Here is a 22,857-nt window from a genome sequence, read left to right on the forward strand (position 1 = left end):
TGTTATCGGTCGTTTTTACACTGTTTCTATGAAAAAAAATAGCGGTTATCTTAAATCAAATGACCGGCATCAACTTTTCTGATCGCTGCCAGCAGAGCCAATATTCGTCCGGCGCGAACACCGGCAAGGAGCCGCTCACCGGGGTTTGCTGGCTCAGGCTGAACCAGGGCTGGAACAGTTCCTGCAGCCGGGCAAGCTCGGTGCCGAAGGGGGGCCCTTTCAGGGTTGGCCGCAAGAAGAAGTAACCGGCGAGATAGCCGCCCGGCTTCACCAGGCGCGCCATTTTTTCGGCATAGGCCGGCCAGCGCGACGGTGGCAACGCGCACAGGAAAGCGCGTTCGTACACCCAGTCCCAGCTGCCGTCGACCTCGTCACTGAAGAAATCAGCCTGCCGCACCAGCTCCGCCAACGGGCCGAGTTGCTCCCGCGCCCGCGCCACCGCCTCGGCGCTGAAGTCGATCGCGGCCACCTGCAAGCCCTGCCGCTGCAGATAGGCGACCTCGTAGCCGCTGCCACAACCGGGCAGCAATACCGAACGCACCAGTGGCGGCAGCGTCTGCACCAGCGCGGCGAAGCCGGCCGGCAACTGACCGCTCTCCCACGGCGTGACCTGCTGCTGGTAACGGCTGTCCCAGAATGAACTCAAGCTGCTGTCCTGCGCCATGCGACACCTCCTTGCTCCCGATAGAACCGCTATCTTGCCGCCGACAGACAGGCGAAGACAAGGAACGCTCAGTTCAGCAGGACGCAGTCGGCGTCGAACAGGCAATCCCAGAACAGGCGCAGCCAGTCGTCGCGGTACACCGGCAGCAAGTAGCTGCGGCCATCGTGGGTCAAGAGCGGCACGTAGCCGCGACCTTGCCGCTGCTGCGGCCAACCCAGGGTGACCAGCAGCGACGGTGTCAACGCCAGTGTGGCCTGCTGCCCTGCCGGTTGGATCGCCAGCAGGCGGCCGCCGGTCTGCATCGCCATCTGCAGCCAGACCTTGCGTCGCGACAGCTGCGCCTGGATCGCGGCGCGCAGGGCATCGTCAAGCGCCAGCCAGGCAGAGACCTCGGCAAAGCTGCGGCCGCAGCCGAAGCAGACCTCGTCGCCGACAGCGGTGGAGCAGACTCCGATACACGGCGTGGCGATCATATTGGCGGCTCCTGGAGGCGACTACGGAGAAATCGGAAGACGGACAAATGATAAAGGCCACTTGCAAGCAAGTGGCCTTCGAATGATTTTTGGTCGGAGTGAAAGGATTCGAACCTTCGACCCCTTGCACCCCATGCAAGTGCGCTACCGGGCTGCGCCACACTCCGACTCAAGGAAAAAATTATAAACAGTTATTCAGTCTTTGCCAAGACCAAGATCCAGCCAGTCGAGGATGGCCTGCAGCTCCTTGCGCACTTCGCCGGCGGTGGCCGGTGCCGGCTGATCGCCTTCCAGGCGCTGGCGGGCACCATGCAGCGTGAAACCGTCGTCGTAGAGCAGGGAACGGATGCGACGCACCAGCAAGACCTCGCGGTGCTGGTAATAGCGACGGTTGCCGCGGCGCTTGACGTTGCGCAGCTCGGAGAACTCCTGCTCCCAATAGCGCAGTACATGCTGCTTGACGCCGGTCAGCTCGCTGACTTCACCGATGGTGAAATAGCGTTTGGCCGGAATGGCAGGAAGTTCAGCCTTGGGTGTTTGCATGATGTTGTTCAACCATTCCCTTGAGTTTCTGACTTGCGTGGAAAGTTACCACGCGTCGGGCGGTGATGGGAATCTCTTCGCCGGTTTTCGGGTTACGCCCCGGGCGCTGCGGCTTGTCGCGCAACTGGAAATTACCGAAACCGGACAGTTTGACGCTGGTGCCCGTTTCCAGGGTGGAGCGGATTTCTTCAAAGAACGACTCCACCATGTCCTTGGCTTCGCGCTTGTTCAGGCCCACCTTGTCGAACAACAGATCGGCCAACTCGGCTTTGGTCAAAGTCATGACAATTCCTCACTACAACATCGGATAAAACGCCACCCGCCCGGCGGGTGGCCAACAGGAATGAATCAGGCGCGCAGTACGGCACCGGCGGCTTCGGCAGCGGCCAGCATCGCAGCCACCGCCTGCTCGACCTCGTCGTCGACCAGAGTGCGGTCGGCCGCCTGCAGCACGATGCGGAACGCCAGGCTCTTCTTGCCCTCGTCCACGCCCTTGCCGCGATAGAGGTCGAACAGCGCCAGCTCGCGCACGAATTCGGGCGCAACTACCAGCATCGCCTGCTGCAGCGTAGCGGCGCTCACCTCTTCCCCCACCACCAGCGCGAGGTCACGGCGTACCGGCTGGAACTTGCTGACTGGCGCCAGCTTGACGCGGCCAACCTGCTCGGCCGCTTCGACCGCCAGCTCGAACAGGACCGGCGCGTTGCTCAGGCCGTAGGCCTGTACCCACTGCGGGTGCAGCTCGCCCAGCACGCCGACCACGGCGCCGTCCAGCAGTACCTCGGCGCAGCGGCCTGGGTGGAAAGCAGGATGGGCGGCCTTGCGGTATTCGGCGACACGCGGATACAGCAGCGCCTCGACGTCGGCCTTGATGTCGTAGAAATCGACGCGCTCGGCCTTGCTGCCCCACTGCTCGTCGACACGGCTGCCGTGCGCCAGACCGGCAATGACTTCCGGCTGCTGCACGCTGCCGTCAGCTTGCTTGTGGAACACGCGGGCGATCTCGAACACGCGCACGCGGCTGTGCTTGCGGTTCAGGTTGGCCGCAAGCGTGTCCACCAGACCACCGATCAGGCTGGAGCGCATCACGCTCATCTGGCTGGCGATCGGGTTGATCAGGCGCACCGGGTTGGCATTGCCGGCGAAATCGCGCTCCCACTTTTCGTCCACGAAGGCGTAGCTGACGATTTCCTGGAAATCGCGGCCGGCCAGCAGACGGCGCACTTCGCTGCGCACGCGCAGGCCTTCCGGCTGCGGCAGCATGGTCTGTGCGGCAACCGGAGCATTGGCCGGGATATTGTCGTAGCCGTAGACGCGCGCGATTTCTTCGATCAGGTCTTCCTCGATCGCGATATCGAAGCGGAAGCTCGGCGCGGAAACCACGAAACCGTCAACGTTCTGCTCGAACGGCAGGCCGAGGCGGGTGAAGATGGCGGCGATCTCGTCTGCGGCCAACGTTACGCCCAGCACCCGGGCGACGCGGGAGGTACGCACCGCCACGCTGGCGCGCGCCGGCAGCGCCGACACGGTTTCGGTCAGCGGGCCCGGTTCGCCGCCGCAGATTTCCAGCACCAGCGCGGTGGCGCGCTCGATGGCCTCGGTCTGCAGCGCAAAATCCACGCCGCGCTCGTAGCGGTAGCTGGAATCGGAGCCGAAGCCCAGTGCGCGTGCCTTGCCGGCGATGGCTTCCGGCTGGAAGAAGGCGCTTTCCAGGAAAATGTCGTGGCTGGCGGTGGTCACGCCACTGTCCAGGCCGCCCATGATGCCGGCGATGGCCAGCGGCTTGGCGGCATCGGCGATCACCATCAGGTCCGGCGTCAGCTCGATTTCTTTTTCGTTCAGGCACACCAGCTTCTCGCCGGCGGCGGCCATGCGCACGGTGATGCCGCCGTCGATCTTGTCCAGATCAAACGCGTGCATCGGCTGGCCCTGCTCCAGCAGGATGTAGTTGGTGATGTCGACGATGGCGGAGATGGAACGCAGGCCGGAACGCTCCAGACGGCGCTTCATCCAGTCCGGCGTCGGCGCGGCGGCGTTGACGTTCTTCACCACGCGGCCAACGTAGCGGCCGCACGGCGCGCCATCAGCGATGCCGACCGCCAGCTTGCTGTCAGTCTGCGGCGCCACGGCGGCGATGTCCCAGGCCGCCAGCGGGCTGCCGGTCAGCGCGGCCACTTCGCGGGCGATACCGCGGATAGACAGGCAGTCGGCGCGGTTGGGGGTGATCTTCAGCGTGAACAGGCTGTCGTCCAGGCCCAGGTAGTCGCGGATGTTCTGGCCGACCGGGGCATCGGCCGGCAGCAGCATCAGGCCGTCGACCTCGTCCGGCACGCCCAGCTCCTTGCCGGAGCACAGCATGCCGCCGGATTCGACGCCGCGCATCTTGGTCGGTTTGATCTTGAAATCGCCCGGCAGGATGGCGCCCGGCAGCGCGCACGGCACCTTGACGCCCACGGCCACGTTCGGCGCGCCGCACACGATCTGCACCAGCTCGCCGGTACCAACGTCGACCTTGGTCACGCGCAGGCGGTCGGCGTTCTCGTGCTTTTCACACTCTTTCACTTCACCGATCACCACACCGCTGAAGGCGGGGGCGGCGGCGTTGACTTCTTCCACTTCCAGGCCTGCCATGGTCAGCAGGTAGGACAGCTCATCGGTGCTCAGCGACGGATTGACGCGGCTGCGCAGCCATTGTTCGGAAAATTGCATGATGGGTCTCCGTCGCGATCAGTTGAATTGTTTCAGGAAGGTCAGATCGTTCTCGAAGAACAGGCGCAGGTCATTGACGCCGTAACGCAGCATGGCGAAGCGGTCGAGGCCGATACCGAAGGCGAAGCCGGTGTATTTTTCCGGGTCGATGCCGACGTTGCGCAGCACGTTCGGGTGCACCATGCCGCTACCGCCGACTTCCAGCCAGCGGCCCTGCTCGTCCAGTACGTCGATCTCGGCCGAGGTCTCGGTGAACGGGAAGAAGGACGGACGGAAACGCACCTGCATGTCGTCACGCTCGAAGAAGCGGCGCAGGAACTCGGTGATGGTGGCTTTGAGGTCGGCGAAGCTCACGTTCTGGTCGATCCACAGGCCTTCCATCTGGTGGAACATCGGCGAGTGGGTGGCGTCGGAATCCACACGGTAGACGCGGCCGGGGGCCACGATCTTGATCGGCGGCTGGTTGTCCAGCATGTAGCGCACCTGGATCGGGCTGGTATGGGTACGCAGTACGTCGCCGCCTTCCACGTAGAAGGTGTCCTGCATCGCGCGGGCAGGATGGTTTTCCGGAATGTTCAGCGCCTGGAAGTTGTGGAAATCGCTCTCGATTTCCGGGCCGTCGGCCACCTCGAAACCCATGGTGGCGAACAGGCCGGTGATACGCTCCAGCGTCAGCGTCACCGGGTGCAGGCCGGCAGGCAGGCTGCCACGGCCCGGCAGGGTCACGTCCAGCGACTCTGCGGCCAACTGTGCAGCCAACTTGGCGGCATTGAAGCCGTCGCGGACCTCGTTGTGACGGGTCTCGAACGCCTGCTTGGCGGCGTTGATGGTGGCGCCGGCACTCTTGCGCTCGTCAGGGGACAGTTTGCCCAGCTGCTTCAGCAGCTCGGTCAGTGCACCGCTTTTACCTAGATAGCGGGCCTTGACCTGTTCCAGTTCAACGAGATCGGCGGCAGCATCGAGTGCCGCCAGACCTTCCTTGAGAATCACGTCAACATTGCTCATGGGTCGCACCAGTATGCGTAAGAAAACTGACCGGAACGGGGCGCGCTCGAGTCAGCCATCTTGGAGAAAATCGAAAAAAAAGGGAGGCATCAGCCTCCCTTTTTAGTATCCAGCGCTTAAGCGAGGGCGGCTTTTGCTTGTGCAACGATTTGAGCAAATGCCGGCTTATCGAACACGGCCAGATCGGCCAGGACCTTACGGTCGATTTCGATCAGCGCTTTCTTCAGGCCGTTCATGAACTTGCTGTATGGCAGGCCGTTTTCACGCGAAGCGGCGTTGATACGAGCAATCCACAGTTGACGGAACTGACGCTTTTTCTGACGACGGTCGCGGTAGGCGTACTGACCGGCTTTCATCACCGCCTGTTTGGCGATGCGATAGACGTTCTTCCGGCGGCCGCGATAGCCTTTCGCCAGAGCTAAGATTTTCTTGTGACGAGCACGTGCGGTTACACCGCGTTTTACGCGTGGCATGAATTATCTCCTTAAGCGTAGGGCATCATTTTGCGAACGGAAGCCATGTTGGTGCTATCTACCATGGCAGTACCGCGCAATTGACGTTTGGTTTTGGTGGTTTTCTTGGTCAGGATATGACGCTTGAACGCCATAGAGCGCTTGACACCACCGTTGCCCAATACTTTGAGACGCTTCTTCGCGCTCGACTTGGTTTTCATTTTCGGCATGGAATGCTCCTGCTGAATTTTCGTTAGATTAGACCCAGGGTGGCCCGAAGGCACTTGAAACCACTGCGTCACGCTTTTGCTGCAGGCCGTTGCCGGCCTACAAAATCAACACGGCAGGCGAGCCTGCCGTGAAGAAGTCGATGATTATACCCGATTATTTCTTTTTCGGGGCAATCATCATGACCATTTGGCGGCCTTCCAGTCGCGGGAACTGCTCGACCGTACCCACTTCCGCCAAATCGGCTTCCACGCGCTTGAGCAGCGCGAGACCGATATCCTGGTGAGCCATCTCACGACCACGGAAACGCAGGGTTACCTTGGCTTTGTCACCTTCGGTGAGGAAGCGGATCAGGTTACGCAGCTTGACGTTGTAGTCGCCGTCGTCGGTACCAGGACGGAACTTGATTTCCTTGATCTGGATCTGCTTCTGCTTCTGCTTCGCTTCGTGGCGCTTCTTGGACTGCTCGTACTTGTACTTGCCGTAGTCCATCAGCTTGACCACCGGCGGCTGGGCCGTCGGCGAAATTTCCACCAGATCAACGTCGCGCTCTTCCGCCAGCGCCAGACCTTCACGCAGACTGACGATACCGAGCTGCTCGCCTTCTTCTCCTACCAGACGGATCTCGCGGGCGGTGATTTCGCCATTGATCCGTGGTTCGCGTTCCTGAGCTATAGCCAATACTCCTGTAGTTTAGTGATCGTACCCGTAGGCACTCAGACCTGCGCCATCGCGGCTTGCAGGTGTTCGGCAAAGGCTTGCAGGGTCATCTGACCCAGATCCTCGCCACGAGCGCGTACGGCCACCAGCCCGCCCTCTTTTTCCTTGTCGCCGATAACGACCTGGTAAGGGAGCTTCTGCAGGCTGTGCTCGCGGATTTTATAGCCGATCTTTTCGTTTCTCAAGTCAAGATCGACTTTGTAGCCCAGTTTACGCAAACTGGTTGCCACTTCCGCAGCATAATCGGCCTGCGCACTGGTGATATTCATCACCACCATCTGCACCGGCGCCAGCCACAGCGGGAACACCCCGGCGTGGTTTTCTATCAGGATGCCGATGAAACGCTCCAGCGACCCCAGGATCGCGCGGTGCAGCATCACCGGACGGGCACGGCCATTGTCTTCGGTGACATACTCGGCGCCCAGACGCTCCGGCAGCACGTAGTCCAGCTGCAGGGTACCGCACTGCCAGGAACGGCCCAGCGCATCCTTGATGTGATACTCGATCTTCGGACCGTAGAACGCACCCTCGCCCGGCAGCTCTTCCCACTCCACGCCGCAGGCGCGCAGCGCCTCGCGCAAGCCTTCTTCGGCACGATCCCAGGTTTCCAGCGTGCCGGCGTACTTTTCCGGACGCAGCGACAGCTTGATCGCCACCTTGTCGAAGCCGAAGCGCTTGTACACCGCCATGGTCAGCTCGTTGAAAGCCTTGGCCTCGGCGATGATCTGGTCATCGGTACAGAAGATGTGCGCATCGTCCTGTACGAAGCCGCGCACGCGCATGATGCCGTGCAACGCGCCGGACGGCTCGTTGCGATGGCAGGCACCGAACTCGGCCAGACGCATCGGCAGGTCGCGATAGGAGCGCAACCCCTGATTGAATACCTGCACGTGGCCCGGGCAGTTCATCGGCTTCACCGCGTAGTCGCGCTTTTCCGACTCGGTGGTGAACATGCCTTCACGGTAGTTTTCCCAGTGACCGGATTTCTCCCACAGCACGCGATCCATCACCATCGGGGTGCGGATTTCCTGGTAGCCGGCTTCGGTCAGCGTCTTGCGCATGTACTGCTCGATGCTCTGCCACAGCTGCCAGCCCTTCGGGTGCCAGAACACCATGCCCGGCGCTTCATCCTGCAGGTGGAACAGGTCCAGCTGGCGACCCAGCTTGCGGTGGTCGCGCTTTTCCGCCTCTTCCAGCATGAACAGGTACTGCTCCAGGTCTTCCTTCTTCTGCCAGGCGGTGCCGTAGATACGCTGCAGCATCTCGTTGTTGCTGTCGCCGCGCCAGTAGGCACCGGCCACCTTCATCAGCTTGAATACCTTCAGCTTGCCGGTCGACGGTACGTGCGGGCCGCGGCACAGGTCGGTGAAGCCGCCTTCGCGGTACAGGCTCAGCACCTCGCCCTGCGGAATGGACTCGATGATCTCGGCCTTGTACGCCTCGCCGATGCTCTTGAAGTAGGCGATCGCCTCGTCACGCGGCAGTTCGTAGCGCTCGACCGGAATGTCCTTCTTCGCCAGCTCGGTCATCTTCTTCTCGATCGCCACCAGGTCTTCCGGCGTGAACGGACGCTTGTAGGCGAAATCGTAGTAGAAACCGTTTTCGATCTCCGGCCCGATGGTGACCTGCGCCTCCGGGAACAGCTCCTTCACCGCATAGGCCAGCAGGTGGGCGGCGGAGTGACGGATGATGGACAGGCCGTCCGCGTCTTTCTCGGTGATGATGGCCAGATCAACGTTGGCCGCAATCAGAAAAGAAGTGTCAACCAGTTGGCCATCCACGCGACCAGCCAGCGCCGCACGCGCAAGACCGGTACCGATGGACGCAGCCACTTCGTGCACCGTTACCGGCTTGTCGAAGGAACGGATGGAACCGTCGGGCAGGCGAATGTCAGGCATAGCAACTCCAGCTTTAAAGTGAAGGTGGACGACAAAAATCCAAAAAAAAAGTGCGGCTTGAGCCGCACTTTTTGGTTTGCTTGGAGTATTCCTTTAATTTTAAAGGCACCCCGTATGGCTCGGTTTTATCGCGAGATACGGGTGGTGGTAGTTCGCTTGAACATTTAATACTCCAAACTGAATTTGGTAGGCACGATCGGATTCGAACCAACGACCCCCACCATGTCAAGGTGGTGCTCTAACCAACTGAGCTACGTGCCTGCAATCAAGGCTGACAATATTACCAACTGCTGCCGGCAAACGCAAGCCATTTGCGTGCAAAGCTCACCCCCTGGCCGCACGCGGGGTGTATACTGCGCGGCTAAATTTCCGATTCCAGCCATTATTATCAAGCACATGCTGAAGTTTACCCTGCACAAGACATCGGGTGGCGCCCGCCGCGGCACCCTGGAACTGAACCACGGCACCGTGGAGACCCCGGTGTTCCAGCCGGTGGGCACCTACGGCTCGGTGAAGGCGATGAGCCCGCACGAGCTGCACGACATCAAGGCCCAGATCATTCTGGGCAACACTTTCCACCTGTGGCTGCGCCCCGGCCTCGACATCATCGAGAAGTTCGGCGGCCTGCACGAGTTCATCGGCTGGGACAAGCCCATCCTCACCGACTCCGGCGGCTTCCAGGTATTCAGCCTCGGCGCGCTGAACAAGATCACCGAGGAAGGCGTCACCTTCCAGAGCCCGGTCAACGGCGACAAGCTGTTCCTGTCGCCGGAAAAGTCGATGGAAATCCAGAAGGTACTCAACTCCGACATCGTGATGATCTTCGACGAGTGCACCCCGGGCCAGGTCGACCACGCCACCGCCGCCAAATCCATGCGCATGAGCCTGCGCTGGGCCGAACGCTCGCGCCGCGCCTTCGACGACCTGAAGAACCCCAACGCGCTGTTCGGCATCGTGCAGGGCAACCTGTACACCGACCTGCGCCGCGAATCGCTGGACGGCCTGATGCAGATCGGTTTCGACGGCATCGCCATCGGCGGCCTGTCGGTGGGCGAGCCGAAGCCGGAAATGTACCGCATGCTGACCGAACTCAAGGACATGCTGCCGCCGGAGAAGCCGCACTACCTGATGGGCGTCGGCACACCGGAAGACCTGGTGCACGGCGTCGCCAACGGCATCGACATGTTCGACTGCGTGATGCCGACCCGCAACGCACGCAACGGCTGGCTGTTCACGCAATGGGGCGACCTGAAGATCAAGAATGCGCGCTACAAGGACGACAAGAAGCCGCTGGACGAACAGTGCGAGTGCTACGCCTGCCGCCACTTCAGCCGTGCCTACTTGCACCACCTGCACCGCACGGGCGAGATTCTCGGCGCACGACTAAACACCATCCATAACCTGCACTACTATCAGGTGCTGATGCAGGAGATGCGCGACGCCATCGACGCCGACCGTTTCGAGGACTGGAAAGCGAGCTTCCACGAACGCCGTGCCCGCGGCGTGAACTGACGCGGCCAACGGCTGTCAGTGTACTGCCGCGCCACGCACCGCCATGCCGCTTGCAAAAGCGGCGCGGCGGCACAATGGTTGGAAATCAGCCGCAGCGTGGCTACAATCGGCCACTTGCACACGTAATACCCGCATTCAACTTAAAAACAGGGAGTCTCACCCGATGTTCATCCCCCCCGCATTTGCCAATACTTCCGCCGCCGGCGGCTTCGACCTGATGGGCTTCCTGCCCATGATCGTGATTTTCGTTTTGTTCTGGTTCCTGCTGATCCGTCCGCAACAGAAGAAAATGAAAGAACACCAGAAGATGCTGTCCGAAATCAACAAGGGCGACGAAGTGGCAACCCAAGGTGGCATCGTTGGCCGCGTGACCAAGGCCGGTGACCAGTACCTCGCCATCGAAATCGCCAACGGCGTGGAAATCAATGTCCAGCGTGGCGCCGTTTCCGCCAAGCTGGAAAAAGGCACCATCAAGTCCCTGTAATCCCAATGGGCCGCCCTGGCGGCCCTTTTTCCTGTCATCGCCTCCATGAACCGCTTCCCGATCTGGAAATACCTCGTCATTGCGGTAGTGCTGATTGTCTCGACAATCTACACCCTGCCCAATTTCTTTGGCGAAACCCCTGCCGTGCAAATCTCCAGCACCCGCCAATCGGCCACCGTCGATACGGCGCTGATGGCACGGGTGGAGACCGTACTGCAGCAGCAGGGCATCAAGCCTGCCGGCCTGTTCCTTGACGGCAACAGCCTGAAAGTGCGCTTCAACGACCCCGACACGCAGATCAAGGCGCGCGACATCATCCAGCAAGCACTGGGCGACACCTACATCATCGCGTTGAACCTGCTGGCCGCCTCGCCGGAATGGCTGAGCAAGCTGCACGCCAACCCGATGTTCCTCGGCCTCGACCTGCGCGGCGGCGTGCACTTCCTGCTGGAAGTCGACATGCAGGCCGCCGTGGACAAGACCATGGAACGCTACGCCGGCGACATCCGCCGCGAGCTGAAATCCGCCAAGATCCGTTACGGCACCATCAAGCGCACCGGCAACACCGCGCTGGAAGTGCAGCTGCGTGACCGGGAAACGCTGAACGCCGCCGCCGACAAGCTGGCGCGCAGCCTGCCGTCGCTGACCTTCAGCAGCGACGACCAGCTGTTCCGCCTCAGCCTCGCGCTGAAGCCGGAAGAGATCACCCGCATCCAGAGCGATGCCGTGTCGCAGAACATCACCACCCTGCACAATCGTGTCAACGAGCTGGGCGTCGCCGAACCGGTGATCCAGCAAGCCGGTCCGAGCCGCATCGTGGTGCAGCTGCCGGGGGTGCAGGACACCGCCAAGGCCAAGGACATCCTCGGCCGTACCGCCACGCTGCAGGTCCGCATGGTGGAAGACGATCCGTCGCGCGTGGCCGAAGCGATGGCCGGCAACGTGCCTGTCGGCTACGAGCTGCTGGACGAGGCCACCTCGCGCGGCGTCCAGAAGATCCTGCTGAAGAAGGATGTCGAGCTGACCGGCGACAACATCAACTCCGCCCAGCCCGGCTTTGACCAGAATGGCGGCGCTTCGGTGGATATCGGCCTGGACAGCACCGGCGCCGAGATTTTCCGCAGCCTGACCGCGGAAAACATCGGCAAGCGCATGGCGATGGTACTGGTCGAGAAGAACAAGAGCGAAGTGGTGACCGCACCGGTGATCCGCAGTGAAATCGGCGGCGGCCGCGTGCAGATCTCCGGCAGCATGAACCCGGCCGAAGCCAACGACGTGGCCCTGCTGCTGCGTGCCGGCTCGCTGGCCGCGCCGATGAACATCATCGAGGAACGCACCATCGGCCCGAGCCTGGGCAAGGAAAACATCGAGAAGGGCTTCAGCGCCACGCTGTGGGGCTTTGCCGCCATCGCCGTGTTCATGGTGCTGTACTACCGCGTGTTCGGCCTGATCTCGGTGGCCTCGCTCGGCGTCAACCTGTTCATGCTGATCGCGCTGCTGTCCATGCTGCAGGCGACGCTGACGCTGCCGGGCATCGCCGCGATCGCGCTGACGCTGGGTATGGCCATCGACGCCAACGTGCTGATCAACGAGCGCATCCGCGAGGAGCTGCGCAACGGCGTGCCGCCGCAGTCGGCGATCCAGGCCGGTTACGGCCACGCCTGGGCGACGATTCTGGACTCGAACGTGACCACGCTGATCGCCGGTATCGCACTGCTGGTGTTCGGCTCCGGCCCGGTACGCGGCTTTGCCGTGGTGCACTGCCTCGGCATCCTGACCTCGATGTTCTCCGCGGTACTGGTATCGCGCGGCATCGTCAACCTGTGGTACGGCCGTCGCCGCCGCCTGACTACCGTGTCCATCGGTCAGGTGTGGAAGCCGGAAACCAAGTAAGGATCAAGAAACATGGAGTTTTTCCGCATCAAACGGGATATCCCGTTCATGAGCTACGGCAAGCTCACCACCGCGATCTCGCTGGTGACCTTCATCCTGGCCGTGTTCTTCCTGTTCAGCAAAGGGCTGAACCTGTCGGTGGAATTCACCGGCGGTACGGTGATGGAAGTGCAGTACCAGCAAGCAGCCAACCTCGCCGACATCCGCCATCGCGTGGAAACGCTGAAGGTGGGCGAAGTACAGGTACAGAGCTTGGGCACCAGCCGCGACGTGCTGATCCGCCTGCCGAACAAGGAAGGCACCAGCTCGGCCAAGCTGTCTGAACAGGTGATGAGCCTGCTCAAGGCCGGGGACGCCGGCGTGCAGCTGCGCAAGGTCGAGTTCGTCGGCCCAAGCGTGGGCGAGGAGCTGGTCAGCCACGGCCTGACCGCGATCCTGCTGGTCTGCCTCGGCATCGTGATCTACCTCGCGCTGCGCTTCGAGTGGCGTCTGGCGGTGTCGGCGATCATCGCCAACATGCACGACGTGGTGATCATCATCGGCTGCTTCGCGCTGTTCCAGTGGGAGTTCAGCCTGACGGTACTGGCCGGCGTGCTGGCGGTGCTGGGCTACTCGGTCAACGAATCGGTGGTGGTGTTCGACCGTATCCGCGAGAACTTCCGCAAGCCGGGCATGCGCGGCAAGGGCACCGCGGAAGTGATCGACAACGCGATCACCTCCACCATCAGCCGCACCATGATCACCCACGGCTCCACCGAGACGGTGGTGCTGGCGATGCTGGTGTTCGGTGGCCCGGCACTGCACGGCTTTGCCATGGCGCTGACCATCGGCATCGTGTTCGGCATCTACTCCTCGGTACTGGTCGCCAGCCCGCTGGCACTGGCGCTGGGCGTCAAGCGAGAGCACATGATCAAGGTCGTGAAGCCGAAAGAAGAAGCGGTGGTCTGACGCGCCCGCGCAACAGACCCGAGCAAGGTTGGCCGCAGGCAATGCGGCCAACCTTTTTGACTTTTACCCACCCCGAGTCGCCATGGAACTGATCGCTTTTCTGCTCGATTTCATCCTGCACATCGACGTGCATCTGACCCAGCTGGTCGCCAGCTACGGGCCGTGGATCTACCTGATCCTGTTCCTGATCGTGTTCTGCGAAACCGGGCTGGTGGTGACACCGTTCCTGCCCGGCGATTCGCTGCTGTTCGTCGCCGGCGCCCTCGCCGCGATGGGCGAGATGAACGTGCAAGTGCTGGTTGGCCTGCTGATCGTGGCCGCCATCCTCGGCGACGGCGTCAACTACACCATCGGCAAACATGTCGGCATGCGGCTGTTCACCCGCTTTCCGCGGCTGCTGAAACCGCAATACCTGGACAAGACCCACGCCTTCTACGAGCGCCACGGCGGCAAGACCATCATCTTCGCCCGCTTCGTGCCCATCGTGCGCACCTTCGCCCCCTTTGTCGCCGGCATCGGGCGCATGGACTACCGCCACTTCCTCGGCTACAACGTGGTCGGCGCCGTGCTGTGGGTGGCCGGGTTCTGCTACGCCGGCTACTTCTTCGGCAACCTGCCCTTCGTGCGCAAGAACCTGGAGTTCATGATCTTCGGCATCATCATCGTGTCGATGCTGCCGGGCATCATCGAAGTGATCCGCCACCGCCGCGCGGCGGGGAAGGTTTGATTTGTTTTTGCCACGGAAGCACACGGAAGACACGGACAAGGCCACGACAGGCCGGAGAACGGACGTGGCACGTCACACCGCCACGGTGATCCTTCCGTGTTTTCCGTGTCTTTCCGTGGCCAACTAAAGATTTTTCAATGAAACGCATCCAGAAACTGCCCGACCACCTCGTCAACCAGATCGCCGCCGGCGAGGTGGTGGAACGGCCGGCGTCGGCGCTGAAGGAAATCCTGGAAAACAGCCTCGACGCCGGCGCCGATCGCATCGGCGTCGACCTGGCGCAGGGCGGCATCAAGCTGATCCGCGTCAGCGACAACGGGGGCGGCATCGCCGCCGACGACCTGCCGCTGGCGCTGGACCGCCACGCCACCAGCAAGATCGGCAGCCTCGACGACCTGGAAAACGTCGCTACCCTCGGCTTTCGCGGCGAGGGGCTGGCCAGCGTCGCCTCGGTGTCGCGGCTGACGCTGACCAGCCGCCCGCACGACGCCGAGCACGCGCACCAGATCGTCGCCATCGACGGCACGCTGCACCCGGTGGAGCCGGCCGCGCACGCCCCCGGCACCAGCGTCGAGATCGTCGACCTCTATTTCAACACCCCGGCGCGACGCAAGTTCCTGAAGAGCGAGAACACCGAGTACGCGCACTGCGAGGCCACCTTCGAGCGTATCGCGCTGGCGCATCCGCAGGTCGAATTCATCCTGCGCCACAACGGCAAGGTGGTGTGGCGCCTGCCGCAGCAGAGCCTGGCCGAACGCGTCGGCGCGCTCTTGGGCAAGGACTTCGTCGAGGCCTCGCTGCCGATCGATACCGGCGCCGCCGGCCTGACGCTCACCGGCTTCGTCGCCAGCCCGACCTACTCCAAGGCCAGCCGCGACGCGCAGTACTTCTACGTCAACGGCCGCTTCGTGCGCGACAAGATCGCGCAGCACGCGCTGCGCCAGGCCTACCGCGACGTGCTGCACCACGACCGCCACCCGGCCTACGCGCTGTTCTTCACGCTGGATCCGGCCAACGTCGACGTCAACGTGCACCCGACCAAGATCGAGGTGCGCTTTCGCGAGAGCCAGGGCATCCACCAGTTCCTGTTCCACAGCGTGCACAAGGCGCTGGCCAGCACCACCGCCGGCGCCAGTCCGGCGGTGACGCTGGACGATGGCCAGCCGGCAGGAGACGACGCCACCGTTGCGGCCAACGTTGGCCGCAACGAAGACACGCTCGCCGCCTTCAGCACGGCGGCCGCTGCCGCGCGTGCCGGCGACAGCCCGCAGCGGATGCCGTTCCAGCAGCCGCGCTACGAGCAGCAGGCGATGCCGCTGCACGTGGCACGCGAGGCGATCGGCGGCTACCAGCGCCAGTTCGCCGGCCTGCGCGAGGAAGAGCGCGGCCCGACACCGGCCGTCACCGACACGCCGGCCGGTAGCACGATGATCGGCAACCCGACGGCCGGCAGCTCAATAGCCGGCAGCACCTTGGCCACGCCGCTGTCTGCAGCCAAACTTGCCGCCCTGCCCGACGCCAGCGACGGCATCCCGCCGCTGGGTTTCGCGCTGGCGCAGCTGCACGGCGTCTACATCCTCAGCCAGTGCGAGGACGGCCTGATCGTGGTCGACATGCACGCCGCGCACGAGCGCATCGTCTACGAACGGCTGAAAAATGCACTGGAAGAAGACACGATCCCGATGCAGCCCCTGCTGCTGCCGGTATCGTTCGCCGCCGACCGCTTCGAGGTCGCCACCGCACACGAGCACGGCGAAGCGATGCAGCGCCTGGGCATCGAACTGGCGCCGCTGTCGCCGACGCAGATCGCAGTGCGCGGCGTACCGGTGTGGCTGCAGGATGGCAACCCGGTGGAGCTGGCGCGCGCGGTGCTGAAGGACGTGCGCGAGATCGGCCTCAGCCAGGTGCTGACCGAACGCCGCAACGAGCTGCTGGCGACCATGGCCTGCCACGGCGCGGTGCGCGCCAACCGCCAGCTGACGCTGACCGAGATGAACGCGCTGCTGCGCGACATGGAGGCCACCGAACGCTCCGGCCAGTGCAATCACGGTCGGCCAACGTGGTCGCGCTTGTCGATGCGCGATCTGGACAATCTTTTCATGCGCGGCCGCTAAGGCGCGCGCTCACGGAGTCCCCATGCTGCAACGTCGCGATCTGCCCGCCCTCAGCGCCGGCTTTGTCACCGTCCTCGTCGGCTACACCAGCTCGGCGGCCATCATCTTCGAGGCGGCGCGTAGCGCCGGCGCCAGCCAGGCGATGATCGCCTCGTGGCTGATGGCGCTGGGCATCGCGATGGGCATCACCTGCATCGGGTTGTCGCTGCGCTACAGGGTGCCGGTGGTGACCGCGTGGTCGACGCCGGGTGCCGCGCTCCTGATCACCTCGCTCTCCGGCGTCAGCATGCCGGAGGCCATCGGCGCCTTCGTGTTCTCGGCGGCGCTGATTGTGCTCGCCGGGGTGACCGGCTGGTTCGAGAAGGCGCTCAACCGCATCCCGCTGCCGATGGCGGCGGCGATGCTGGCCGGCATTCTGGTCAAGTTCGGCATCAACGTGTTCACCGCGATGCAGACCCAGCTCGCGCTGGTGCTGGCGATGTTCGTCACCTACCTGCTGGCCAAGCGCCTGCTGCCGCGCTACGCCATCGTGCTGGTGCTGCTGCTCGGCTGCGTGATTGCAGCCAAGCTTGGCCTGCTGCAGCTGGGCGAGGTCACGCTGACGCTGGCCACCCCGCTGTGGACCACGCCGCAGTTCACCCCCGGCGTGCTGCTGGGCGTCGGCCTGCCGCTGTTCGTGGTAACCATGGCGTCGCAGAACATTCCCGGTGTCGCCACCCTGCACGCCAACGGCTACCGGCCACCGATCTCGGCGCTGATGACCGGTACCGGCGTGGTCAACCTGCTGCTGGCGCCGTTCGGCTGCTTCGCGGTGAACCTGGCGGCGATCACCGCCGCGCTGTGCATGGGCCGCGACGCGCACGAAGACCCGGCGCGACGCTATCTGGCCAGCGTGGCGGCGGGCGCGTTCTACCTGCTGCTGGGGCTGTTCGGCGCCACCGTCGGCGCGCTGTTCGCGGCGTTTCCCAAGGCACTGGTGCTGGCCATCGCCGGGCTGGCGCTGTTCGGCACCATCGCCGGCGGCCTCGCCACCGCGATGAAGGACGACACGATGCGCGAACCGGCGCTGATCACCTTCCTGATCACCGCCTCCGGCGTATCGCTGGCCGGCATCGGCTCCGCGTTCTGGGGCTTGGTGGGCGGCGTGCTGGCGCTGCTGATCCTCAACGCGCGGCGCAAGGCCTGAGCCGCGCTCAGGTCCCGGCCTGCAACAGCCAGTCGGCCGCCGCCTGCGCGTGCAGCGCGGTGGTATCGAACCGCGGCAGGCTGGCCTCGCAGCCGTCCAGCAGCAGCGAGATCTCGGTGCAGCCGAGGATTACCGCCTGCGCCCCCGCCGCCTGCAACGCGGCGATGATGTCGAGATAGCGCGCCCGCGACGCCGGTAGCACTTGACCCTGGCACAGCTCGTCGAAGATCACGCGATGCACCTCGTCGCGCTCGGCCGCGGTCGGCAGCAGCACCTGCAGCCCGGCCGCCTGCAACCGCTCGCGGTAGAAGTCTTGCTCCATGGTGAAACGGGTGCCGAGCAGGCCGACGCGGCCAACGTTGGCCGCACGTAGCGCGACGATGGTGGGGTCGGCGATGTGCAGCAGCGGGAGGCCGGCCCGCTCCGCCACCGGCGCCGCCACCTTGTGCATGGTGTTGCTGCAGATCAGCAGCGCGCCGGCACCGGCCCGCGCGAGGCCACGGCCGGCCTCGCCCAGCAGCTCGGCGGCCTGCGCCCACTCGCCTCGGCGCTGCAGCTCGGCCAGCGGCGCGAAGTCGATACTGTGCAGCAGCAGCGGCGCCGAGTGCAGCCCGCCGCGCGCGTCGCGCACCCGGCGATTGATCTGCGCGTAGTAGTGCGCGGTCGATTCCCAACTCATGCCGCCCAAGAGCCCCAGCAGTCGTCCCTTCATGTCACAGCACCCCGGCCAGTTGCAATTCGTCGTACAGCAGGTACAGCGCGGTCAGCGCCATCAACAAGGCCATGATGCCATTGAACCAGCGCCGTGCCGATGCTTGCGCCAGATGACGGCGCAGCACCTCGCCCAGCCCCGCCCACAGCGCGATGCAGGGCAGGTTGATCAGCGCGCAGGCCAGCGCCAGCAGCAGCGCGTGCGACAGCCCGGCCTGCAGCGGCAAAAACAGCAAGGCGGTGTTGATCACCATCACCCACGCCTTCGGGTTCACCCACTGGAAGGCGGCGGCGCCGACAAAGCTCATCGGCCGCACCAGCTGCTTCGCCTGCGGCTCGCCCGCCAGCCACACCTGCCACGACAGCCACAGCAGGTAGCCGCAGCCGGCCAACGTCAGCAGCAGGCGCCAGTCGTCCAGCCACGCCATCACCCAGCCCAGCAGCAGCGACACCAGCAGCACCTGCACACCGTGGCCGATGCTGATGCCCAAGAGGTGCGGCACGCTGCGGCGAAAGCCGAAATTGACCCCCGACGCGGCCAGCATCAGGTTGTTCGGCCCCGGCGTGATCGACATCAGCGACACATAACTCAATAAAGGCAGACCCAGCATCACACGCTCCCGCAACAAGTAGTAGACCGCTCCATCGTAGCTAGGCACAGTTGCCGGATACAGCACCAAGAATTTATTATTGTCATGGTGACAGTTATCGCATAACGGCAACTGTCACCCCCCGTTCTCCTGCCCACTGTCATGCCCGTGTCAGAACCTGTTCGAAGTCTCGCGCGCTCACGCAAGACCAGGCAAAAACGACAGGGGAAACGGAATTCGACGGGAGCACGCAGCATGCCGAAGGCGTACTCACCGTGTAATGTTCCACGAAGCACAGCAGACATTGAACAGGTTCTTACGGAAAGCCGCCATGGATAGCACCACCCTGTACCAGCAACTCGCCGACGACCTGTCCGGCGCCATCAACCTCGGCACCCTGCCGCCCGGCTCGCGCCTGCCCTCGGTGCGCAAGACCGCGCACAGCCGCCAGCTGTCGCTCAATACCGTGGTCGCCGCCTACCGCGTGCTGGAAGACCGCGGCCTGGTCGAGGCGCGGCCGCAGTCCGGCTACTACGTGCGCTCGCGGCTGCCGTCGCCGGCGCGCAGCAGCAGCCAGGCCGCCGGCCCGGCGCAGGGCACCGACGGCGCGGTGCTGGACCTGATCGGCGCCGCACTGAAGGCGCAGCAGACGCCCGGCTACATCGACATGGCGCTGGCCTGCCCGCGAGGCGGCGACTTCTACCCCGCCGCCAAGCTGGCGCGGCTGATGGGCCAGGTGCTGCGCAAGAACCCGGGCCTGGTCAGCAACTACGCGCTGCCGCCGGGCTCGGAACGGCTGCGCACCCAGATCGCGCGGCGCGGGCTGGAGCTGGGCATGGCGCTGCAGGCCGACAACATCATCCTCACCCACGGCGCGATGGAGGCACTGAACCTGGCGCTGCGCGCGGTGTGCCGCCCCGGCGACACCGTCGGCATCGAGTCGCCGACCTACTTCAACCTGCTGCCGCTGTTCGCGAGCCTGGGGCTGAAGGCGCTGGAGATCCCCACCGATCCGCAATCCGGGCTGTCGCTGGACGCGCTGGAGATGCTGCTGGCGGAAAAGCGCCTCAACGCCATCATTGCGATGCCCAACGTGCACAATCCACTGGGTTGCAGCATGAGCACCGAACACAAGAAAAGGTTGGCCGCACTGGTGAACCGCTACCAGGTGCCGCTGATCGAGGACGCGCTGTACGCCGAGCTGCAGTTCGGCGACGCGCTGCAACCGGCGGTGAAGGCCTACGACAGCGACGGCTGGATCATCGTCTGCGCCAGCTACACCAAGACGCTGGCACCGGACTTCCGCGTCGGCTGGATGGAAGGCGGCCGCTTCACCGAGGAGCTGCGCAAGCTGAAGTTCGCCACCTCCATCGCCGAGCCGCTGGTGCTGTGCGAGACGCTGGGCGCCTTCCTGGAATCCGGCGGCTACGACCACCACCTGCGCGCGCTGAAGCGGCGCTACACGCTGCACATCGACAAGGTGCGCGCGCTGATCGCCGACCACTTCCCCGCCGGCACCCGCGCCACCCACCCCAGCGGCGGTTTCCTGATCTGGGTGGAGCTGCCGGACGGCTACGACACGGTGAAGCTGTTCGACCTCGCGATCCAGCAGCGCATCAGCATCTCGCCGGGACCGCTGTATTCACCGAGCGGCCGCTACCGCAACGCGCTGCGCCTGTCCTGCTGCCAGCCGCTGGACGAGCGCTTCGTCAGCGCGCTGGCACGGGTCGGCGAGCTGGCGGCCAGCTGTGGCACGTCATGACAAAGAAAACACAAAAAGCATATGCCACACTAAAATAAGGACTTGGCGAACATCAGACCGGGCACATCACCATGCTTTATCACGGCACCATCAGCCGCTGGAACGACAGCAGGGGCTTCGGCTTTATTACGCAAGACAATACCAAGGAAGAGATTTTCTTCCATATCTCGGATTGTCCGCAGCACGGCATCCGTCCCCAGGTCGGTTTCATCGTGTCCTATCGGCGTCAGCTAGCTGACAATGGCAAGGTGTCAGCAAGACAGATACAGGGCAAGGCCTTCGCACCCCACGCCGGCGCGTTTCGCGGACAAGCACGCCCAGACGGCTATCGTGACAACCCGACACCAAGACGGCGCCCCCGCAATACCCGCTGGTATGGCATCCTGCTGATGTTGATGCTGCTGTTAAGCGCCGGCATCACCGCTTACTCCCGCGTCTCCCTACCCGACTTTGCCGCTGCCGCCCCTGCCGTCGGAGAGATCGGGCCTACCGCCAGCCCCGGCTTTGATCAGGCCGTAAATTTCAGTTGTGACGGCCGCCAGCACTGCTCACAAATGCGGTCACGCGAGGAAGCGCTGTTCTTCATCCAGCACTGCCCGGACACGAAGATGGACGGGGACAGCGACGGCGAGCCGTGCGAGTCGCAATTCGCCAACTGAGCCGGCACACACAGAACCCAAAACACTGCGGCCAACCTTGTCGCCAAGGTTGGCCGCAGTCACATCCGGCGTGTGCCGGCGCTTACAGGTAGCGTGCTTCCAGGTGGGCGCGGAAGTGCGCCGGGTTCAGCGCCTCGCCGGTGGCACGCTGCACCAGCTCGCCGGTTTCCCAGCGGCTGGCCTGCGACCAGATGTTGGCGTCCAGCCAGTCCATCACCGGCGCCAGGTCGCCGGCGGCAATGCGGGCGTCCAGGTCCGGCACGCTGCGGCGGATGGCGGCGAAATACTGCGCCGCGTACATCGCGCCCAGGGTGTAGCTGGGGAAGTAGCCGAAGCTGCCGTCGGTCCAGTGGATGTCCTGCAGGCAGCCGTCACGGTAGTTGCCGCGGGTGTCGACGCCGAGGTAGGCCTGCATCTTCTCGTCCCACAGCGCCGGAATGTCCTCGGCCTCGATCTCGCCCTCGATCAGCGCACGCTCGATCTCGAAGCGCAGGATCACGTGCGCCGGGTAGGTCAGCTCGTCGGCGTCGACGCGGATAAAGCCGGGACGCACGCGGCTGTACATGCGCGCGAGGTTGGCCGCATCGAAGGCCGGCTGCTCGCCCAGATGTTTTTTCACCATCGGTGCGATCAGCGACAGGAAGGCCGGGCTGCGCCCCAGCTGCATCTCGAACGACAAACTCTGACTCTCGTGGATACCCATCGAGCGCGCCTGCCCCACCGGCAGGTGCGCCAGTTCGCGCGGCAGGCGCTGTTCGTAACGGGCGTGGCCGGTCTCGTGCACGATGCCCATCATGCTCTGCATGAAATCGTCGTCGCGGTAGCGGGTGGTGATGCGCACGTCCTCGGCCACGCCGCCGCAGAACGGGTGCACCGACACGTCCAGCCGGCCGGCGTCGAAATCGAAGCCCAGCAGCCCCATGATCTCCACCCCCAGCGCGCGCTGCTGCGCCACCGCGAATGGCCCTTGCGCGGCGACCAGCGTCTCGCCGGCCTGCTTGTCCATCACCTGCCGGATCAGCCCCGGCAGCCAGCCTTTGACGTCGCCGAAGATGCGCTCCAGCTCGGTGCTGCTCATGCCCGGCTCGTACTTGTCCAGCAGCGCGTCGTAGCGCGACTTACCGCTGGCCTCGGCCAGCAGCTGCGCCTCTTCGCGCGCCAGCTGCACCACCTCGCGGAAATTGGACAGGAAACCCTGCCAGTCGCCCGCCTTGCGCTGTTCGCGCCACGCGTGTTCGCAGCGGCTACCGGCCAGCGACTTGGCCTCCACCAGCCGTGCCGGCAGCAGGTTGGCGCTTTGCCATACACGCTTCATCTCGCGCAGCGAGGCGCGTTCGGCGTCGGACAGGCTCTCCTGCGCCGCCGCCTGCAGGGCCTGTTGCAGTGCCGGCGCGGTCAGCAGGCCGTGCATCAGCAGCTGCAGCTCGGCCATCGCCGCGCCGCGCGCCGCGTTGCCCCCAGGCGGCATCATCGCCGCCTGATCCCAGCCGGCGATGGCGGCCAGATGCTGGTAGCGGTACAGGCGGGTGAAGGCGGCAACAGCGGCCTGGTAGGCTGGATTGGTCATTTCGTGGCTTTC

22 protein-coding genes and 2 tRNA genes are annotated in these 22,857 nt (G+C 64.1%); 9 read left to right on the forward strand and 15 right to left on the reverse strand.

The features are described from left to right. Positions 1 to 55: 55 nt before the first annotated feature. The 12 genes from PQU96_RS07345 to PQU96_RS07400 form a co-directional block, all read right to left on the reverse strand. A complete protein-coding gene (locus tag PQU96_RS07345; RefSeq protein WP_272771629.1) occupies positions 56 to 664 on the reverse strand; it encodes a methyltransferase domain-containing protein in 609 nt (202 codons plus the stop codon). A gap of 68 nt (positions 665 to 732) precedes the next feature. Beyond that, a complete protein-coding gene (locus PQU96_RS07350) occupies positions 733 to 1,137 on the reverse strand; it encodes a DUF1289 domain-containing protein (RefSeq protein WP_272771630.1) in 405 nt (134 codons plus the stop codon). A gap of 90 nt (positions 1,138 to 1,227) precedes the next feature. Next, a tRNA-Pro gene (locus tag PQU96_RS07355) sits at positions 1,228 to 1,304 on the reverse strand. A gap of 28 nt (positions 1,305 to 1,332) precedes the next feature. Then, positions 1,333 to 1,680, reverse strand: coding sequence for a MerR family transcriptional regulator (locus PQU96_RS07360; RefSeq protein WP_272771631.1), 348 nt, complete (start codon positions 1,678 to 1,680; stop codon positions 1,333 to 1,335). Then, positions 1,661 to 1,963 (reverse strand): integration host factor subunit alpha, encoded by a 303-nt coding sequence (locus tag PQU96_RS07365; RefSeq protein ID WP_047967888.1) that lies wholly within the window; start codon positions 1,961 to 1,963, stop codon positions 1,661 to 1,663. Before PQU96_RS07365 ends, PQU96_RS07360 begins: the two co-directional genes overlap by 20 nt. 65 nt (positions 1,964 to 2,028) lie before the next feature. Then, positions 2,029 to 4,389 (reverse strand): phenylalanine--tRNA ligase subunit beta, encoded by a 2,361-nt coding sequence (gene pheT, locus PQU96_RS07370; protein WP_272771632.1) that lies wholly within the window; start codon positions 4,387 to 4,389, stop codon positions 2,029 to 2,031. Positions 4,390 to 4,407: 18 nt separating this feature from the next. Next, on the reverse strand, positions 4,408 to 5,394 hold the full coding sequence (gene pheS, locus PQU96_RS07375; RefSeq protein ID WP_272771633.1) for a phenylalanine--tRNA ligase subunit alpha: 987 nt from the start codon (positions 5,392 to 5,394) through the stop codon (positions 4,408 to 4,410). 116 nt (positions 5,395 to 5,510) lie between these two features. Beyond that, on the reverse strand, positions 5,511 to 5,867 hold the full coding sequence (gene rplT / locus PQU96_RS07380; RefSeq protein ID WP_189373747.1) for a 50S ribosomal protein L20: 357 nt from the start codon (positions 5,865 to 5,867) through the stop codon (positions 5,511 to 5,513). Between the two features lie 11 nt (positions 5,868 to 5,878). After that, complete coding sequence (gene rpmI / locus PQU96_RS07385) at positions 5,879 to 6,076, reverse strand: 50S ribosomal protein L35 (protein WP_047967884.1); 198 nt, start codon at positions 6,074 to 6,076, stop codon at positions 5,879 to 5,881. Between the two features lie 154 nt (positions 6,077 to 6,230). Further along, the gene (infC, locus tag PQU96_RS07390) at positions 6,231 to 6,755 is read right to left on the reverse strand and encodes a translation initiation factor IF-3 (RefSeq protein ID WP_082133798.1); all 525 of its coding nucleotides are present in this window, start codon (positions 6,753 to 6,755) and stop codon (positions 6,231 to 6,233) included. 35 nt (positions 6,756 to 6,790) lie between these two features. After that, a complete protein-coding gene (gene thrS, locus PQU96_RS07395) occupies positions 6,791 to 8,692 on the reverse strand; it encodes a threonine--tRNA ligase (RefSeq protein ID WP_272771634.1) in 1,902 nt (633 codons plus the stop codon). 184 nt (positions 8,693 to 8,876) lie between these two features. Then, positions 8,877 to 8,953, reverse strand: a tRNA-Val gene (locus tag PQU96_RS07400). A gap of 135 nt (positions 8,954 to 9,088) precedes the next feature. Here PQU96_RS07400 and tgt point away from each other — a divergent pair. From tgt to PQU96_RS07435, 7 genes are all read left to right on the forward strand, one after another. After that, positions 9,089 to 10,204, forward strand: coding sequence for a tRNA guanosine(34) transglycosylase Tgt (gene tgt, locus PQU96_RS07405; protein ID WP_272771636.1), 1,116 nt, complete (start codon positions 9,089 to 9,091; stop codon positions 10,202 to 10,204). A gap of 163 nt (positions 10,205 to 10,367) precedes the next feature. After that, entirely contained in the window at positions 10,368 to 10,688 is a 321-nt protein-coding gene (gene yajC, locus PQU96_RS07410; RefSeq protein ID WP_272771637.1) for a preprotein translocase subunit YajC, read from the forward strand. 45 nt (positions 10,689 to 10,733) lie between these two features. Further along, on the forward strand, positions 10,734 to 12,581 hold the full coding sequence (secD, locus tag PQU96_RS07415; RefSeq protein ID WP_272771639.1) for a protein translocase subunit SecD: 1,848 nt from the start codon (positions 10,734 to 10,736) through the stop codon (positions 12,579 to 12,581). A 12-nt stretch (positions 12,582 to 12,593) separates the two neighbouring features. Beyond that, on the forward strand, positions 12,594 to 13,529 hold the full coding sequence (gene secF, locus PQU96_RS07420; RefSeq protein ID WP_272771640.1) for a protein translocase subunit SecF: 936 nt from the start codon (positions 12,594 to 12,596) through the stop codon (positions 13,527 to 13,529). Positions 13,530 to 13,617: 88 nt separating this feature from the next. Next, positions 13,618 to 14,256: a DedA family protein gene (locus PQU96_RS07425; protein WP_272771663.1), complete on the forward strand. Its 639-nt coding sequence runs from the start codon at positions 13,618 to 13,620 to the stop codon at positions 14,254 to 14,256. A gap of 137 nt (positions 14,257 to 14,393) precedes the next feature. Next, on the forward strand, positions 14,394 to 16,370 hold the full coding sequence (mutL, locus tag PQU96_RS07430) for a DNA mismatch repair endonuclease MutL (protein WP_272771642.1): 1,977 nt from the start codon (positions 14,394 to 14,396) through the stop codon (positions 16,368 to 16,370). Positions 16,371 to 16,392: 22 nt separating this feature from the next. Beyond that, positions 16,393 to 17,556, forward strand: coding sequence for a benzoate/H(+) symporter BenE family transporter (locus PQU96_RS07435; protein WP_272771643.1), 1,164 nt, complete (start codon positions 16,393 to 16,395; stop codon positions 17,554 to 17,556). A 7-nt stretch (positions 17,557 to 17,563) separates the two neighbouring features. Here the strand turns inward: PQU96_RS07435 and PQU96_RS07440 are convergent, their stop codons facing one another. Both PQU96_RS07440 and PQU96_RS07445 read right to left on the reverse strand, forming a co-directional pair. Continuing rightward, complete coding sequence (locus PQU96_RS07440) at positions 17,564 to 18,268, reverse strand: aspartate/glutamate racemase family protein (protein ID WP_272771644.1); 705 nt, start codon at positions 18,266 to 18,268, stop codon at positions 17,564 to 17,566. Position 18,269: 1 nt separating this feature from the next. Then, a complete protein-coding gene (locus PQU96_RS07445) occupies positions 18,270 to 18,878 on the reverse strand; it encodes a LysE family translocator (RefSeq protein ID WP_272771646.1) in 609 nt (202 codons plus the stop codon). A 310-nt stretch (positions 18,879 to 19,188) separates the two neighbouring features. On the opposite strand from PQU96_RS07445, the gene PQU96_RS07450 reads away from it, so the two are divergent. After that, positions 19,189 to 20,619, forward strand: coding sequence for an aminotransferase-like domain-containing protein (locus tag PQU96_RS07450; RefSeq protein ID WP_272771648.1), 1,431 nt, complete (start codon positions 19,189 to 19,191; stop codon positions 20,617 to 20,619). A 71-nt stretch (positions 20,620 to 20,690) separates the two neighbouring features. Continuing rightward, a complete protein-coding gene (locus PQU96_RS07455) occupies positions 20,691 to 21,278 on the forward strand; it encodes a cold shock domain-containing protein (RefSeq protein WP_272771650.1) in 588 nt (195 codons plus the stop codon). Between the two features lie 82 nt (positions 21,279 to 21,360). Here the strand turns inward: PQU96_RS07455 and PQU96_RS07460 are convergent, their stop codons facing one another. Further along, positions 21,361 to 22,845 carry a carboxypeptidase M32 gene (locus PQU96_RS07460; protein ID WP_272771651.1) on the reverse strand — a complete coding sequence of 495 codons (1,485 nt, stop codon included), beginning with the start codon at positions 22,843 to 22,845 and terminating at the stop codon, positions 21,361 to 21,363. Between the last annotated feature and the right edge of the window lie 12 nt (positions 22,846 to 22,857).

The sequence above is a fragment of the Vogesella margarita genome, from assembly GCF_028548475.1.
In the GTDB taxonomy this organism is placed as follows: Bacteria; Pseudomonadota; Gammaproteobacteria; order Burkholderiales; family Chromobacteriaceae; genus Vogesella; species Vogesella margarita.

Excerpts from the sequence above, each read along its gene's own strand:
- PQU96_RS07440 (WP_272771644.1), bottom strand. The coding sequence starts at position 18,268 with ATGAAGGGACGACTGCTGGGGCTCTTGGGCGGCATGAGTTGGGAATCG.
- PQU96_RS07350 (WP_272771630.1), bottom strand. The coding sequence starts at position 1,137 with ATGATCGCCACGCCGTGTATCGGAGTCTGCTCCACCGCTGTCGGCGAC.
- secF (WP_272771640.1), top strand. The coding sequence starts at position 12,594 with ATGGAGTTTTTCCGCATCAAACGGGATATCCCGTTCATGAGCTACGGC.
- pheT (WP_272771632.1), bottom strand. The coding sequence starts at position 4,389 with ATGCAATTTTCCGAACAATGGCTGCGCAGCCGCGTCAATCCGTCGCTG.
- rplT (WP_189373747.1), bottom strand. The coding sequence starts at position 5,867 with ATGCCACGCGTAAAACGCGGTGTAACCGCACGTGCTCGTCACAAGAAA.
- PQU96_RS07455 (WP_272771650.1), top strand. The coding sequence starts at position 20,691 with ATGCTTTATCACGGCACCATCAGCCGCTGGAACGACAGCAGGGGCTTC.
- PQU96_RS07360 (WP_272771631.1), bottom strand. The coding sequence starts at position 1,680 with ATGCAAACACCCAAGGCTGAACTTCCTGCCATTCCGGCCAAACGCTAT.
- PQU96_RS07365 (WP_047967888.1), bottom strand. The coding sequence starts at position 1,963 with ATGACTTTGACCAAAGCCGAGTTGGCCGATCTGTTGTTCGACAAGGTG.
- tgt (WP_272771636.1), top strand. The coding sequence starts at position 9,089 with ATGCTGAAGTTTACCCTGCACAAGACATCGGGTGGCGCCCGCCGCGGC.
- thrS (WP_272771634.1), bottom strand. The coding sequence starts at position 8,692 with ATGCCTGACATTCGCCTGCCCGACGGTTCCATCCGTTCCTTCGACAAG.
- secD (WP_272771639.1), top strand. The coding sequence starts at position 10,734 with ATGAACCGCTTCCCGATCTGGAAATACCTCGTCATTGCGGTAGTGCTG.
- PQU96_RS07435 (WP_272771643.1), top strand. The coding sequence starts at position 16,393 with ATGCTGCAACGTCGCGATCTGCCCGCCCTCAGCGCCGGCTTTGTCACC.
- rpmI (WP_047967884.1), bottom strand. The coding sequence starts at position 6,076 with ATGCCGAAAATGAAAACCAAGTCGAGCGCGAAGAAGCGTCTCAAAGTA.
- mutL (WP_272771642.1), top strand. The coding sequence starts at position 14,394 with ATGAAACGCATCCAGAAACTGCCCGACCACCTCGTCAACCAGATCGCC.
- yajC (WP_272771637.1), top strand. The coding sequence starts at position 10,368 with ATGTTCATCCCCCCCGCATTTGCCAATACTTCCGCCGCCGGCGGCTTC.
- PQU96_RS07460 (WP_272771651.1), bottom strand. The coding sequence starts at position 22,845 with ATGACCAATCCAGCCTACCAGGCCGCTGTTGCCGCCTTCACCCGCCTG.
- PQU96_RS07345 (WP_272771629.1), bottom strand. The coding sequence starts at position 664 with ATGGCGCAGGACAGCAGCTTGAGTTCATTCTGGGACAGCCGTTACCAG.
- PQU96_RS07450 (WP_272771648.1), top strand. The coding sequence starts at position 19,189 with ATGGATAGCACCACCCTGTACCAGCAACTCGCCGACGACCTGTCCGGC.
- pheS (WP_272771633.1), bottom strand. The coding sequence starts at position 5,394 with ATGAGCAATGTTGACGTGATTCTCAAGGAAGGTCTGGCGGCACTCGAT.
- PQU96_RS07445 (WP_272771646.1), bottom strand. The coding sequence starts at position 18,878 with ATGCTGGGTCTGCCTTTATTGAGTTATGTGTCGCTGATGTCGATCACG.